General features: G+C 70.8%; 13 protein-coding genes. 9 read left to right on the forward strand and 4 right to left on the reverse strand.

Going from position 1 to position 14,065, the window contains the following annotated elements:
• Window positions 1-115 precede the first annotated feature (115 nt).
• Window positions 116-721 (forward strand): YdbC family protein, encoded by a 606-nt coding sequence (locus tag MDN94_RS17015; RefSeq protein ID WP_482726604.1) that lies wholly within the window; start codon window positions 116-118, stop codon window positions 719-721.
• Here the strand turns inward: MDN94_RS17015 and MDN94_RS17020 are convergent, their stop codons facing one another.
• The gene (locus tag MDN94_RS17020) at window positions 722-1,366 is read right to left on the reverse strand and encodes a TetR/AcrR family transcriptional regulator (RefSeq protein ID WP_482726605.1); all 645 of its coding nucleotides are present in this window, start codon (window positions 1,364-1,366) and stop codon (window positions 722-724) included.
• A 436-nt stretch (window positions 1,367-1,802) separates the two neighbouring features.
• Here MDN94_RS17020 and MDN94_RS17025 point away from each other — a divergent pair, with 436 nt between their 5' ends.
• Genes MDN94_RS17025 through MDN94_RS17035 form a run of 3 tightly spaced genes read left to right on the forward strand, consistent with a single transcriptional unit; the run spans window position 1,803 to window position 3,663 of the window.
• Window positions 1,803-2,051, forward strand: coding sequence for an ATP-binding cassette domain-containing protein (locus MDN94_RS17025; RefSeq protein ID WP_482727095.1), 249 nt, complete (start codon window positions 1,803-1,805; stop codon window positions 2,049-2,051).
• 25 nt (window positions 2,052-2,076) lie between these two features.
• A complete protein-coding gene (locus tag MDN94_RS17030; RefSeq protein ID WP_482726606.1) occupies window positions 2,077-2,736 on the forward strand; it encodes a histidine phosphatase family protein in 660 nt (219 codons plus the stop codon).
• 12 nt (window positions 2,737-2,748) lie between these two features.
• Window positions 2,749-3,663 carry an ADP-ribosylglycohydrolase family protein gene (locus tag MDN94_RS17035; protein ID WP_482726607.1) on the forward strand — a complete coding sequence of 305 codons (915 nt, stop codon included), beginning with the start codon at window positions 2,749-2,751 and terminating at the stop codon, window positions 3,661-3,663.
• A 61-nt stretch (window positions 3,664-3,724) separates the two neighbouring features.
• On the opposite strand, the gene MDN94_RS17040 is transcribed toward MDN94_RS17035, so the two are convergent.
• On the reverse strand, window positions 3,725-5,278 hold the full coding sequence (locus tag MDN94_RS17040; protein ID WP_482726608.1) for an MFS transporter: 1,554 nt from the start codon (window positions 5,276-5,278) through the stop codon (window positions 3,725-3,727).
• A gap of 121 nt (window positions 5,279-5,399) precedes the next feature.
• On the opposite strand from MDN94_RS17040, the gene MDN94_RS17045 reads away from it, so the two are divergent.
• The 3 genes from MDN94_RS17045 to MDN94_RS17055 all read left to right on the forward strand — a co-directional run bounded on the left by MDN94_RS17045 (window position 5,400) and on the right by MDN94_RS17055 (window position 7,505).
• On the forward strand, window positions 5,400-6,047 hold the full coding sequence (locus tag MDN94_RS17045; RefSeq protein WP_482726609.1) for a TetR/AcrR family transcriptional regulator: 648 nt from the start codon (window positions 5,400-5,402) through the stop codon (window positions 6,045-6,047).
• Between the two features lie 52 nt (window positions 6,048-6,099).
• Complete coding sequence (locus tag MDN94_RS17050; protein WP_482726610.1) at window positions 6,100-6,801, forward strand: ribonuclease HII; 702 nt, start codon at window positions 6,100-6,102, stop codon at window positions 6,799-6,801.
• A gap of 83 nt (window positions 6,802-6,884) precedes the next feature.
• Complete coding sequence (locus MDN94_RS17055) at window positions 6,885-7,505, forward strand: hypothetical protein (RefSeq protein ID WP_482726611.1); 621 nt, start codon at window positions 6,885-6,887, stop codon at window positions 7,503-7,505.
• Between the two features lie 78 nt (window positions 7,506-7,583).
• On the opposite strand, the gene MDN94_RS17060 is transcribed toward MDN94_RS17055, so the two are convergent.
• Entirely contained in the window at window positions 7,584-8,213 is a 630-nt protein-coding gene (locus MDN94_RS17060; RefSeq protein ID WP_482726612.1) for a hypothetical protein, read from the reverse strand.
• Between the two features lie 218 nt (window positions 8,214-8,431).
• On the reverse strand, window positions 8,432-10,603 hold the full coding sequence (locus MDN94_RS17065) for a RecQ family ATP-dependent DNA helicase (RefSeq protein WP_482726613.1): 2,172 nt from the start codon (window positions 10,601-10,603) through the stop codon (window positions 8,432-8,434).
• A gap of 110 nt (window positions 10,604-10,713) precedes the next feature.
• Between MDN94_RS17065 and MDN94_RS17070 the strand changes: the two genes are divergently transcribed.
• Window positions 10,714-12,078 (forward strand): DUF4192 domain-containing protein, encoded by a 1,365-nt coding sequence (locus MDN94_RS17070; RefSeq protein WP_482726614.1) that lies wholly within the window; start codon window positions 10,714-10,716, stop codon window positions 12,076-12,078.
• Window positions 12,079-12,368: 290 nt separating this feature from the next.
• Window positions 12,369-13,133 carry an NUDIX hydrolase gene (locus MDN94_RS17075; RefSeq protein WP_482726615.1) on the forward strand — a complete coding sequence of 255 codons (765 nt, stop codon included), beginning with the start codon at window positions 12,369-12,371 and terminating at the stop codon, window positions 13,131-13,133.
• Window positions 13,134-14,065 lie beyond the last annotated feature (932 nt).

The raw sequence follows: 14,065 nt of genomic DNA on the forward strand, positions 1-14,065 counted from the left end.
GCGGTACGGCGCGAACTCATCGGGCGCTCCGCCCCGTTCGACGTACCGACCGCAGTCGGGGGCCGAGTGGCGCGGAGAGTGACCGACGCCACCTTCCGCGCCGTACGATGGCGCGGTGCTGGTCAAGTGGATTCGCTGCACGGTGGTGGACCGCCGAGGGTTCGAACGCGGGCAGCGGAAATGGGCGGGGCTGCCGGGTGAGCCAGGGTTCCGGGGACAGGGCGGAGGGTGGAGCAGACTACGGCCGAACGTGGCGCATGTCTTCGCCTTCTGGGAGACCCGGGCCTTTTACGACTCCTTCATGGCCCGCTCCCACGACCGGCTCGCGGCCGGGCAGTCGGGCACCTACAAGGACATCCGGGCCAAGCTCTTCGACTACCGCTTCGACGTCAAGACCGGCTTCGAGCCGCGGTTCACGGACGCCGACGTGGTCAGAGTGGCGCACTGCAAGGTGCGTGAGGACAGGGTCGAGCACTACTCCCTGATGCAGGAGAAGGTGTGGAACCCGGCCATGGCCGGGTCGCCGGGAATGGTGCGAGGGGTCTTCGGAGAGGCGCCCGGCTGCGAGTTTCTGGTGATGTCGATGTGGTTGTCGTCGGCTGAGCACGGGAAATACCGCGACGAGCGTATAGAGCGTCTACTGCTGCGCGCCCAGACGCAGACGGATGTCGTGGCACTGGCCGGTGACGTGGTGGAGCTCGAGCCGTCCTGGACGGTGTGATCAGCCGCCAGGGACCGTCCGCCCTGCTGTCCGCGCCGTGGCGAAGGCCCCTGCCCGCACCGCCGCGAGGACGGCGGCGGCCGACTGGTCGGCGAGCGCCGGGTCTATCGGCTCGCGGGTGATGAAGAGCCTGAAGTACACCGGCGCGCTGACCGCACGGACGACGGCGCCCGCGTCGGTCCCGGGCGGTGCTTCGCCGCGTTCCACCGCCCGGTGCACGACTCCCTCACAGCGGGAGAACCGCTCCGCGTAGAAGGCGTGCAGCGCTTCGGCGGCGCGCGGGGACTGGAAGGCGGCGGCGATGATCGCGGTAGGGGCGGCTGCCTGTCCCGGATCGGCGAAGGATTCGGCCACCTCACGTGCCAGCGCCCGCAGGTCTCCTTCAAGGCTCCCCGTGTCCGGCGGGCTCCAGTCGTCCTCGCCGGCGAGGACGAGCGTGTCGGCCAAGAGGCCTTCGATGCCGCCCCAGCGCCGGTACAGGGTCGTCTTGTGCACGCCCGAGTGTTCGGCGACGTATTCGACGGTGAGGCCTGGGTAGCCGTGTTCGACCAGGCCCGTGAGGACGGCGTCGCGGACGGCGGCCCGGGTGCGGGCGGTGCGACCTCCGGGGCGGAGCGTGCCGGGGGCGGATCCCGATTCAGTCAATTGCTACTCCCGTTGCATTAGGTGACTTGAGTGTGCCACCTGCTCGTAACGCGACAACCGTTGCGTTATATCTCCGCGGAGGTGCCCATGCCCACTCAGATCTCCGTGCGCGGAGTGACCGTTTCCCGCGGCGACAGACTGCTCTTCGACGATGTCTCCCTGGCGGGGCTCAGCGTCGCGCCGGGCAGAAGATATTGATCCACGGCGGTAACGGCGCCGGGAAATCCACCCTGCTCAGGGTCATGGCCGGCCTTGTCGAACCCGACACCGGATCTGTGACACGCAGGGAAAGAACCGGCTTCCTCGTCCAGGAGATTCCGGTGAACCGGCCTGCGGAGCCACTGCTCGAGGTCTTCCGGCCGGCCTCGCGCTCGCGGACGACGAGTCCGCGGAACTGCTGCTGTCCTACGGGCTCTTCCGCTCACGAGACCTGCACATCTCCGTGGGTTCCCTCTCCGCCGGGCAGCGCCGACGGCTGGCCCTCGCCAGGCTGCTGGCCCGGCCTGCGGACCTGCTCCTTCTCGACGAACCGGCCAACCATCTCGCACCCGGCCTCGTCGAGGATCTGGAGGAGGCCCTGTCCCGGTGGACCGGTGCGCTGGTGGTCGTCTCCCACGACCGTCTGCTGCGCCGGCGGTGCGACGGCCAGGTCCTCCGGATGGCCTCGGGGCGGCTCCTCGACTGAACGGATGTCGCCATAGGGTCTTGGTATGTCACGACCGCGACGTATCGTCCTCGTCCGGCACGGAGAATCGGTGGGTAATGCCGATGACACGGTGTACGAACGCGAGCCCGACCATGCCCTGCAGCTCACCGCGGCGGGTCTGGTCCAAGCCGCAGAGACGGGGGCGCGGCTGCGGGACCTGTTCGGCCGTGAGCGGGTCAGCGTCTACGTCTCCCCGTACCGCCGCACCCATGAGACCTTCCAGGCGTTCGGGCTCGACCCGGAACTGGTGAGGGTCAGGGAAGAGCCGAGGCTGAGGGAGCAGGACTGGGGGAACTGGCAGGACCGGGAGGACGTCAGGCTCCAGAAGGCGTACCGCGACGCTTATGGCCACTTCTTCTACCGCTTCGCGCAGGGCGAGTCCGGGGCCGATGTGTACGACCGGGTCGGCGCCTTCCTGGAGAGCCTGCACCGGAGCTTCGAAGCCCCGGACCATCCGCCGAACGTCCTCCTGGTCACGCACGGACTGACCATGCGGCTGTTCTGCATGCGGTGGTTCCACTGGACCGTCGCGGAGTTCGAATCGCTGTCCAATCCGGGCAACGGCGAGACACGTACCCTGCAACTCGGCGATGACGGCAAGTACCACCTTGACCGGCCCTTCGAGCAGTGGAGGGCCCCGGAACCGTACGGGGCCACCGGATAGAGTGGCAGGAAGATGACCGCTGAATCCGCATCCGACCGGCGCTTCGCACGCGCTCTGGACAGCCTGCGCGGCCTGTCCGTGGGAGACGCTCTGGGCTCCCAGTTCTTCGTTCCCTCCAACTATCCGCTGCTCAAGAGGCGCGAGCTGCCGCCGTCCGTCTGGCAGTGGACCGACGACACAGAGATGGCCTGCTCCGTCGTTGCCGTGCTCGCCGACCACCACCGTGTTGACCAGGACGCCCTCGCCCGGTCCTTCGCCGAGCACCACGACTTCGACCGCGGCTACGGCCCTGCGGTCAACCGGCTCCTCCGGCTGATCAGGGAGGGCGGCGACTGGCGGGAGCTGGCTGCTGCGCTGTTCAAGGGCCAGGGGTCATGGGGCAATGGCTCCGCGATGCGGATCGCGCCCCTCGGCGCCTGGTACGCGGACGACCCCGAGCAGGCTACGCACCAGGCCGAGATCTCCTCGTATCCCACGCATCAGCACCGGGAGGCAGTGGTCGGCGCCATGGCGGTGGCCGCGGCGGCGGCGCTCGCCGCCGACCCCGCCGGCCCGCCCGCGCCGGCTGACCTGCTGGACGGCGTGGTCGCCCTGGTGCCGCGCAGCGCGGTGGGCGCCGGACTGCGCCGGGCTCGGGACATGCTCGACTACGACGACGCCGGTACGGTCGCCGCGGTCCTGGGCTGCGGTCGGCGTACCAGCGCCCATGACACGGTGCCGTTCGCGCTCTGGTCCGCGGCCAGATCACTCGGCGACTTCGAGCAGGCGTTCTGGACAACCGCCCAGGTCGGCGGTGACGTCGACACCACGTGCGCCATCGCCTGCGGAGTCGTCGCCGCGAGCAAGGGCGGACAGCCTCCGGCCCACTGGCTGGAGCAGACCGAGAAGCTGCCCGGCTGGCTGCCCGGCGCCGACCGGCTCGGCTGAGGCCGGAGCGCCCGGAAGCGGATACAGGCCGTCCCCCCGCGTACGGCCTGTATCCGGGGTGTCATGCGGCGTGGCCGCCGGGGCCCGCCGCTCCGCTGAGTGCTTCCAGATCGCTCTTGCGTACCCGCACCACGAGAACCGCTGTCACGACGGCGAGAGCGACCAGGCCCACCCCCGCCCAGAACGCGGTGGCGATGCCTTCGGCCAGCACCTGGTGACCCCACGGGGGCGGCAGTTCGTGGGTCCGCGCGAAGGCCTCCTGCTGGGCAGGCGTCGATTCCGCGAGGAACGACGGCATCTGGCGCTCCGCCTCTTCGCGGCCGGCTGTCCCGAAGACCGTCATGAGGATCGACAGGCCGAGTGAACCGCCAACCATCTGGGTGGCATTGAGCAGGCTGGAGGCCGCGCCCGACTCGTGCTGCGCCACGCCGGACACGGCGGTCAGCGTCGCTGTCACGAACACCAGACCCATGCCGAAACCGAAGAGCAGCATCGGCCCCAGCACTCCGCCCAGGTAGGAGCTGTCGGGGGAGATGAGCGTCAGCCAGGCCATGCCGCTGCCCGTGAGGACCGCACCGGCGGTCAGGAAGGGCTTCGGGCCCAGCACCGGCAGCAGCCTCGTGGAGAGGCCGGCCGCGGTCATGATCGCCATCGTGACCGGGAGGAACGCGAGTCCGGACGTGATGGGGCTGTAGTCCAGCACGTTCTGCACGAACAGGACGATGAAGAAGAACATGCCGAACATCGCCGCCGCGAGGCTCATCATGATCAGATACGTGCCGGAACGGTTGCGGTCTGCGAACATCCGCAGCGGTGTGATCGGGTCACGGGTCTTGCGTTCGGTCAGTACGAACGCGGTCAGCAGCACCAGGGAGGCTGCGAACGCACCGAGTGTGAGCCCATCGCTCCAGCCGTCCTCCGAGGCCCTGATGAAGCCGTAGACGAGCGATGCCATGCCCGCGGTCGAGGTGAGGGCGCCTGCCACATCGAATCGGCCGGGGTTGCGTTCCGACTCGTTGATGAACACCGGCGCGAGAACGGCGATGAGGATGCCGATGGGCAGGTTCACGTAGAAGACCCAGCGCCAGTCCAGCCACTCGGTGAGCATGCCTCCGGCCAGCAGCCCGATGGCGGCGCCGCTCGCGGAGACGGCCGCGAAGATACCGAAGGCGCGATTGCGTTCCGGCCCCTCACGGAAGGTCGTGGTGATCAGAGCGAGTGCCGTGGGCGAGGCGATCGCACCACCGACGCCCTGCAGTGCGCGGGCCGCCAGCATCTGCCAGGGCTCCTGGGCGATGCCGCACAGCAGCGAGGCGAAGGTGAAGAGCAGCACGCCGGAGACGAACACCCGGCGACGGCCGAGGATGTCGCCCGCTCTGCCGCCGAGCAGCAGAAGCCCTCCGAAGGTGAGTGTGTAGGCGTTCACCACCCATGAGAGCTGGGTCGTGGTGAACTCGAGTGCCCCCTGGATGTGCGGGAGTGCGATATTCACAATCGTGGTGTCGAGGACCACCATGAGCTGCAACGCTGCGATGACGGTGAGCGCGATGCCCGGGCGCCCCGGTCGGCGGGCAGTCCCTGGAGGGGCGGGTGCGGTTAACTGAGAGGTTGTCACTATGAGTCCCCCACGCATGAGTTAGTGAACGAAGCCGTTCACTTTCTCGTCAACCGTAGAGAGTCCCCGTCAGTGAACGCAAGCGTTCACTGAACCTCCCGTCCCCAACGGAGATATGAAGATGGCCACTTCGCGCTGGACCGGTGCCGCGGAGGCTGCGCCGGTCGCCCTGCGCCGACGAGGGCCCGTGCTGGAACGTGCGATCCTCGAAGCCGCCTTGGAGCAGCTCAGTACGGTCGGCTGGAGCGGTCTCACGATGGAGGGGGTGGCCGCCTCGGCGCAGACAGGCAAGGCGGCCGTCTACCGTCGCTGGCCCTCGAAAGAAGATCTTGTCGCCGACGCCCTGGAGGCGGGTCTGCCGAGCCTCGACGAGGCCACCGACCGCGGCAGCGTCCGGGAGGACCTCCTTCACGTCTGCCGGCGGGTGCGTGACGCGATGTTCTCCCGTACCGGGATCGCGCTGCGTTCGGTGCTCTATGAATGTGACACCGTCACCGCGGAACGCTTCCAGAACCTGATCAACACCAAGGTGATCGGGCCCTCCACCCAGCTCTTCCGCGAGGTGGTGCACCGGGGCGTCCGCCGTGGCGACGTCCGGGCGGACGCCGCCTGTGAACTTGTCTTCGACGTGATTCCCGGCCTGCTGATGTACCGCTCCAAGATCTGTGGAAGCCGCTGGCCGGACCCGGACCTCGCCGAGATGATCGACCAGGTCATGGTCCCGCTGCTCCGGCCCCACAGCTGTCCGCCGCCGCCCCGCGGAATGTGACCAGGAGCCGGGTGTCATCCGGCTGCCGGGGCGGCGTACCCTTGTTGGCGCCATGGCCTACGAACCACCTACCCACGCAGTCGAGCGCTCGATCCGGGCCACGACCGGCGCCAAGATCGTTGCCGGGATCGACGAAGTCGGCCGCGGAGCGTGGGCGGGACCGGTCACGGTCTGCGCGGCGGTCACCGGCCTGCGCCGGCCCCCCGTCGGCCTCACCGACTCCAAGCTGATCACCCCCAAGCGCCGGGCGGAGATGGCGGAGCTTCTGGAAGGCTGGGTCACGGCTCACGCCCTCGGTCACGCCTCCTCCGAGGAGATCGACGAACTGGGGATGACCGCGGCGCTCCGACTGGCCGCCGGCCGGGCCCTGGAAGCGCTCCCCGTACGCCCGGACGCGATCATCCTCGACGGCAAGCACGACTACCTGGGAGTGCCCTGGCAGGTGCGCACCGTGATCAAGGGCGACCAGTCCTGTGTGGCCGTGGCCGCGGCATCGGTGATCGCCAAGGTGCACAGGGACGCGATGATGGCGCAACTGCCGGAGGAGTTCGCCGCGTTCGGCTTCGCCGACAACGCCGGCTATCCGTCGCCCGTGCACAAGGCCGCCCTCCGGGAGCTCGGACCCACCCCGTACCACCGGCTGTCCTGGGCCTATCTCGACTACCTGCCCCAATGGCGGCACCTCAAGAAGGTCCGGCTCTCGCCGGAGGCGGCCGAACTCGAAAGCGGGGGCCAGCTCGGCTTCGACTTCTGAACTCGCCCCGCCGTCAACACCCGTCGCACGGTTTGTGCCACCCGCCGATGCCATCCGCAGCGGCGTTTGATAGACATCCACCCATGCCTCTCATTCCCGAGGAGCCTCACATTCACGAGAGCGCCCAGGGTCCCCGCGTCACTCCGGCCACAGGCCGCACCGCGCCGACCCCCCGTCCCGTCCCCGGTCCGCGTTCCGCGGCCTCGCCGCGTCCCGGTCACCCGGGCCCCGGTCCGTCCCGGCCCTCCCCGCCCGCGCAGCGTGCGACCGGCGCTGCCGGCAAGCCCAAGCCGTCACGGCCGGAGAATCGTTCCGCGCCGCAGGTCCAGCTCGTCCCCGCCCCGGCGGGTGGCGCGGTGGACGCCGCCGACGAGGCTGTCGACCTGCTGCTCGACTCCGGTCGCGCCCCCGGCGACGTTTTGGTGTTCACCACCGGAGACCAGCACCCGTGGGCGGCTCACGAGCTGTCGTTCGGCGAGGATGCCTACTGGGCTCAGCACGATTCCCGCGACGATGTCTTCTACGCGGACGCGTCGTCCGTGGAGCGCGCCGCAGTACGCCCCGTGGTCGTTGTCGCCGTCAATGGCGGCACGGACGACACCACCGCCCGCGCGCTGCCGGCCGCGATGGAAAGGGCTTCGGCGCTTCTCATCGTGTGCGGTGACCCGGAGCGGATCAACGCCGTGCTCGGCGCGGGCGTCTGATCCGCACCGGCGGAACGGGCCGCACGGCCCGGTCGCGACCCGGCTGCCCAGTGCCTGGGCAGCCGGTGGATCGCACCTTCAGCGGGCCGCCGTGCGCCGGAGCGCGTCCACGGCGCCCCCTGCCGTACGCAGGGGTACATGGTCGCTGTCGGTCCCGGCGTCCGCCAGACGACCGGGTGAGGACGTCGAGTTGGGGTGTCGGCCGCCCCGGCCCTCGCCCAGCACCTGCCAACCGCCGCGGGTCAGCGTGATGTACGCGCCGCACCGAAGGCCGTGCAGCGTGCAGGCGTCCCGCAGGCCCCACATCCAGGCCCCGTCCTCCTCCGTCCAACGCTCGTCGCCCTCACGGCAGTAGAGCAGCACGGCGGTGCGCACCGGCGTACGCCGACGCAGATCGTGGGGGATCACGCGGCGCAGATGGGCCAGCAGCGCATTGCGGAACTCCCAGCCGTCCGCCGGGACGGCACGCCGGGTGAACGACGCGCTGGCCGCGAGCCGTTCCTCGTGATCGAGCACGGCGACGACAGCTGTCGCCGGGGCGGGACGGTGTCGCGCGTGCAGTCCGCCGACGACCTCGCGCGGGTTGCGCAGCAGCGGGATTCCGGCCGCTGCCCACTCGGCCGGTTCGAGCAACCGGGCAAGGCGGTTGGCGGAGTTGGCCGATGCGGTGATCGAAGTGGCTGCGGACGAAGCGAATCCGAAGGTCACGGTCCTCCCTTCGCATACGCGCCCACAGTGCGGGCAGGGTCGGGTGAGGGCGCGCCGCGGCATGGCCCTACGGGACCGCTTACGGGCCGTGCGGGGAGCAGTCCAATTCTTCCTGGCGCATGGGAATGCGGCAACGAGCAATTCGGCACGACCGGCTGATATCGATGGGTATGACTCTCATATCCCTTCCCCTGTCTGCCACCGGTGACCCCTCCGCATCAGGACTGGACGGCAAGGACCAGCGGAAACACGCCCTGCGCGCCTGCTCTGCGCAGCAACCGCGACGCCACGGCCAGGGTCCAGCCGCTCTCCGAGTAGTCGTCCACCAGGAGAACAGGGCCGTCCGCGGCGGCCAAGGCCTCGGCCAGATGTGGCGGCACGACGAGCGTCTCGTGCAGCGCCCGCACCCGCTGCGCGCTGTTGGTGCGCGAAACGTGTACCTCCAGTGCCTCCGGCACGTACTCGACGGTGCCGAGCAGGGGCATCCTGCCGACCTGCCCGATACGGCTGCCGAGTGAGCCGATCAGACGGGGCCTGGTTCGGGAGGCGATCGTCACCACGCCCACGGGCCGGGCCGGCGCGTCCACAGCCCCGGAGGCCCAGCCGCCGGGCCCCTTGGCCCAGTCGGCGAGCACGGTCACGACCGCGTCGGCCATGTCGTCGGGAACGGGGCCGTCCGCTGCCTGCGGGGCGAACATCGGGCGCAGTCGGTTCCCCCAGCCGATGTCCGAAAGACGCCCCAGCGCGCGGCCGGTGAAGGACTGTTCGCTCTCCGGGATCCGGCCCTTGAGGGTGACGCCGACGGCGGCCAGTCCGGTCGGCCACATCTTGCGGGGCTCGACGTCGACGCCCGGCCTGCCCAGCTCCCCACGTGCCGCGTCCAGTGCCCCCGCCGACACCTTGTCGCTGAATCGCGCTCCGGAGCAGTTGTCGCAGCGGCCGCAGGGCGTCGCCTCCTCGTCGTCGAGCTGGCGCCTCAGAAACTCCATCCGGCAGCCGGTGGAGCGGGCGTACTCGCGCATCGCCTGCTGCTCGGCCGCGCGCTGCCGGGCCACCCACGCATAGCGTTCCCCGTCGTAGGACCACGGCTGGCCCGTCGTGGTCCAGCCGCCCTTTACCCGGCGCACGGCGCCGTCGACGTCGAGCACCTTGAGCATCGTTTCGAGCCGTGTGCGCCGCAGCTCCACCAAGGGCTCCAGCGCGGGCAGGGACAGCGGCCTGTCCGCCTGCGCCAGCACATCGAGAGTGCGCCGCACAAGTTCCTCGGGAGGAAAGGCGACGGACGCGAAGTACTGCCAGATCGCCTCGTCCTCCTTGCCCGGCAGAAGCAGCACCTCCGCATGCTCCACGCCACGGCCGGCGCGACCCACCTGCTGGTAATAGGCGATGGGCGACGAGGGGGAGCCGAGGTGCACGACGAAGCCGAGGTCCGGCTTGTCGAACCCCATCCCGAGCGCCGAGGTCGCGACCAGCGCCTTCACGCGGTTCGCGAGCAGGTCCTCCTCCGCCTGCTGGCGATCCGCGTTCTCCGTGCGTCCGGTGTACGAGGTCACCGTGTGACCGCACTGGCGCAGATACGCGGTCACCTCCTCGGCGGCGGCGACCGTCAGCGAGTAGATGATTCCGGAACCCGGCAGCTCGCCGAGATGGTCGGCCAGCCAGGCAAGACGGCTGGCGGCGTCCGGGAGTTGCAGCACACCGAGGCTGAGGCTCTCCCGGTCCAGCGGGCCGCGCAGCACCAGGGCGTCCGTGCCCGCGCCTGTGCCGAGCTGCTCCGCGACGTCCGCCGTGACCCGGGCATTGGCGGTGGCGGTAGTCGCGAGGACGGGGACGCCGGCGGGAAGCTCGGCGAGCATGGTGCGCAGTCGGCGGTAGTCGGGTCGGAAATCATGGCCCCAGTCCGAGATGCAGTGGGCTTCGTCCACCACGAGCAGACCGGTCGCGGCCGAGAGCCGGGGCAGCACGTTATCGCGGAAGTCGGGGTTGTTCAGCCGCTCGGGGCTCACGAGCAGAACGTCGACCTCACCCGCGGCGACCTCGGACTGGATCGTCTCCCATTCCTCGGTGTTCGACGAGTTGATCGACCGGGCGCGGATCCCAGCCCGGGCCGCTGCCTCCACCTGGTTGCGCATGAGCGCGAGAAGGGGAGAGACGATCACGGTGGGGCCGCTACCGCGGGCCCGGAGCAGGGATGTCGCGACGAAGTAGACCGCGGACTTTCCCCATCCGGTCCGCTGGACGACCAGCGCACGGCGCTTGTCGGCGACGAGGGCCTCGATGGCCCGCCACTGGTCCTCACGCAGCCGGGCACGGCCGGAGGTGTCGGAGACGAGCCGTGCCAGTACGGAATCGGCGGAAGCCCGAAGCTCCACGCGGTCTGCGTTGGTCATGCACCCATGCAACCCGATGACACCGACAAAGCGCGAACGAGCCCATGCCCTGTGGACAACTTTATCCACAGGGGTCGCGACGAGTCGGGCCGGCACGGGACCGTCGGGGCATGAACAAGCACCACGACCTCACCGGATCAGGCCCCGACCAGCAGATCACCCTGCGCGGCCCTGGCGAACTCGCCGACGCGCTTCCGTACGTGATGGGCTTCCACCCGACCGATTCGATCGTGCTCGTCGCCCTGCACGGCAGCAACGGACGCTTCGGCGGGCGGCTGCGGCTCGGCATTCCGCGTGCGCCACGGGAATGGGAGCCCGTCGCGGCGCAGCTCGCGGAGTGCCTGATCCGGGGCAGCGGTCGCCGCGGCCCACGGCCCGACGGCATCGTCGTCTTCCTGTGCCAGGACCCGGTCGGCGACGAGACGGGTGACCGGGTGATGGAGCGCCTGCGCCCGCTCGCGCAGCGGCTGCGCACCGCCTGCGGAGGCCTCGACGTACCCGTTTACGAGGCATTGTGCATTTCCGACGGCCGTTTCTGGTCCTACTGCTGTCCTGACGCCCGCTGCTGCCCGCCCGACGGCACGCCCCTCGCTCTGCCGGGCACGTCGGTCATGGCCGCCGCGGCCGCGTACGCGGGTGTCCGGGTGCGCGGAAGCCTGCGCGACATGGAGCGGCGGTTCGCCCCGCAGCCCGGACCGGCGACGGAGAAGCAGGTGCGAGCGCTGGATGCCGCAGGTGCCGCACTGACTTCCAGGATTCTCGACGCGCAGGGTCGGCAGGAGGTCGCCGGAGAGACCGTCGCGCTGGCACGCCTTCTGCTGGAACGGATGGCGGAAGCCCCTCGTGCCGACGTCGATCCCGCTGCTGATGCCGATGACGACCGGCTCGTTTCGGACGACGAAGCCGCCGCGGTGATCCTCGGCCTCCAGGACCGGGAGACGAGGGACCGGGCAGCGCAATGGATGGAAGGCGAGGAAGCGGTTCCGGCCCTGCGTCTCTGGCGTGTTCTGTCGAGGCGCTGCGCCGGGCCCTATACGGAGCACGCCGCGGCGACCCTCACCCTCGCCGGATGGGTGTCCTGGTCCGTCGGCGACGAGCCGGGCGCACGCGTGGCACTGGGGCTCGCCCTCCGGGCAGACCCCGAGTACGTCTTCGCACGCCTGCTGCACCAGGCGTGCAACGAAGGGCTGGACCCGGAGACGGTGCGCCGTTGCCTGCGGGGCCAACGCGACGTCCCCCCGCAGGGGACACCGTCAGCACCCTGCGCCGACGCGCACCGCACTCCGGCCGGTCGGCGGCGGCGCGGCGGGCCCGTCCGGCCGTCCGCCGACGAGCCGGACCAGGCCGATTTGCACCGCACGCACCCCCGGAGTGGTGCCGCGCCCAGCCGCCCACGCCACGGAACAGCGGCCGCTCGTGCTCGTACACGTGCCGCACGGCGCAGCGGGCAGCGCGGTGCCAGGAGCAGACGATGACCGCGTGCCGGTGGCGTGGCCGACGGCGTGCGGGCCCAGCGGTTGTCGGCGGACCTTCGGGTCCGGCAACGGGCACGATCGCGCAGTCCGCGGCGGTCGACAGCGTCCGGCGACAGTCGAGCATCCGCAGCGGCCCCGAGCCGTCCGGCACCCGTCGAGAAGGACGCAGGCGGGCTCCACTTGGGCGGTGGGAGCCATATGGCGGTGGACTTCCGGAGCCGAGCCGAAAACGTCGGGGCACAGGCTGGGAAGGGTGTGTTTATCGTCAGGCAGACGACTATGATCGCGGCATGTCGCCCTACGACCCGTCGGCCTTCCCGCCCTTTGCCGTCACTGTCGACCTGGTCGTGCTCACCGTGCGTCGGCATGCGCTCTGCGCCCTCGTCGTACGCCGAGGCGAGCCGCCGTTTCAGGGACGGTGGGCGCTGCCCGGAGGCTTCGTCAGGGGCGATGAGGACCTGGCGGCGGCGGCCGCGCGCGAACTGGCCGAGGAAACCGGACTGTGCGCGCACGACCCCGCCTCCCCGGGATCGGCCAACGGCGCCCACCTTGAACAGCTCGCCACATACGGCGACCCCAAGCGCGATCCACGGATGCGGGTGGTGAGCGTCGCGCATCTCGTGCTGGCCCCGGACTTGCCGGCACCCCGTGCCGGCGGCGACGCTAACAGCGCCCGTTGGGCGCCGGTCGAGGAACTCCTCGCCCGGGGTACTGCTTTCGCCCGGGAGGACGAACAGCAGGCGCCGCTGGCCTTCGACCACGCGGTGATCCTGGCGGACGGCGTGGAACGGGCCCGTTCCAAGATCGAGTACTCGTCCCTGGCCACGGCGTTCTGCCCACCGGAGTTCACCGTCGGAGAGCTGCGGAGGGTGTACGAGGCTGTGTGGGGCGTCGCCCTCGACCCCCGCAACTTCCACCGCAAGGTCACTGGTACGCCAGGCTTCCTGGTCCCCGCCGGTGGCACGACCACCCGGCAGGGCGGCCGGCCCGCCCAGCTTTTCCGGGCCGGCGGCGCCACGATCCTGAACCCGCCGATGCTGCGGCCCGAGGTCTGACCTCGGGCGGGGCCGCACGCAGTGGCCCCGCACGCACGGTCCGGAAGGGCAGGGCTGTCGCAGGCACGCCGTGAGCGCCCGCGGAAATCAGCGCCCGGGCTACTCCTCCGCGAGTCCACGGGGCAGCCGGCGCTGGAACGCGCCTCCAGGGAGCTCCCTCGGCCATGGACCGCCGACTGGGGCTGGCGTCCGCCCTTCTCGGCCACCCGCAGACGCTGGTCCTCGACTACCCCGGCCGGGCTCTCGCCCCGCGACCGAAGCCGGCTGTTCGCGCTGCTGCGGGCGCACGCTTTTCATGGCGGAACGGTTCTGTGCGCGCTGCGCGAGCCCAAGGAGGCCGCCCGGGTCGCCGACCGCGTCGTCACGCTGTACGAGGGGCGCCTGCTCGCCGGGCCGCAGAGTTCTCACGGACCCGGCTCCGGCCCCCGGTCGCCCCACCCCGCACGCGGTCCCTCTCTCCGCCGTCCTCGCGCGCGGGGCGCGCGCGAAGCGGCGCTCGATGGAGGTGGTCGCCGAGAGCGGTGGTGTGCTTGCCGTCTTCGGCAGCAGCTGTGCCGAGGTGGGCGGGACCGCTTTCCGGCACGGCGCACTCGTCCACCGCCTCACCGAGGAGGTCGGCGACACGGTTCCGGCGCCCGAGGCGGGCCCGTCACCGAGACCGCAACTCCAGCGGAGTCCCGCGCCACCCCGCCCTCGACTACCTCCCCGTCCTCAGCTCCAGTTCCGGCAGCAACCCCCGAGCCGGCCCCCCCCCCCCCCCCCTCCCGCCCCCCCCCCCCCCCCCCACCCCCGCCCCGCCCCCGCGGCCCTTCACCCCCGCCGTTCCGAGGGCGCCGCAGCCGGTGCGCAGTCCCCGGTGGCCACTGCGCTACGAGTTCCGTTCCGCCGGCTCCTCGGTGTCCGGACCTCTCCGCTGATTGCTCCGGCCGCGG

The sequence above is a fragment of the Streptomyces sp. WAC00040 genome (assembly GCF_056835925.1).

Bases quoted from the DNA above. Each gene is read 5' to 3' on its own strand.
- MDN94_RS17030 (WP_482726606.1), top strand. From the start codon at position 2,077: ATGTCACGACCGCGACGTATCGTCCTCGTCCGGCACGGAGAATCGGTG.
- MDN94_RS17035 (WP_482726607.1), top strand. From the start codon at position 2,749: ATGACCGCTGAATCCGCATCCGACCGGCGCTTCGCACGCGCTCTGGAC.
- MDN94_RS17045 (WP_482726609.1), top strand. From the start codon at position 5,400: ATGGCCACTTCGCGCTGGACCGGTGCCGCGGAGGCTGCGCCGGTCGCC.
- MDN94_RS17050 (WP_482726610.1), top strand. From the start codon at position 6,100: ATGGCCTACGAACCACCTACCCACGCAGTCGAGCGCTCGATCCGGGCC.
- MDN94_RS17055 (WP_482726611.1), top strand. From the start codon at position 6,885: ATGCCTCTCATTCCCGAGGAGCCTCACATTCACGAGAGCGCCCAGGGT.
- MDN94_RS17065 (WP_482726613.1), bottom strand. From the start codon at position 10,603: ATGACCAACGCAGACCGCGTGGAGCTTCGGGCTTCCGCCGATTCCGTA.
- MDN94_RS17070 (WP_482726614.1), top strand. From the start codon at position 10,714: ATGAACAAGCACCACGACCTCACCGGATCAGGCCCCGACCAGCAGATC.
- MDN94_RS17075 (WP_482726615.1), top strand. From the start codon at position 12,369: ATGTCGCCCTACGACCCGTCGGCCTTCCCGCCCTTTGCCGTCACTGTC.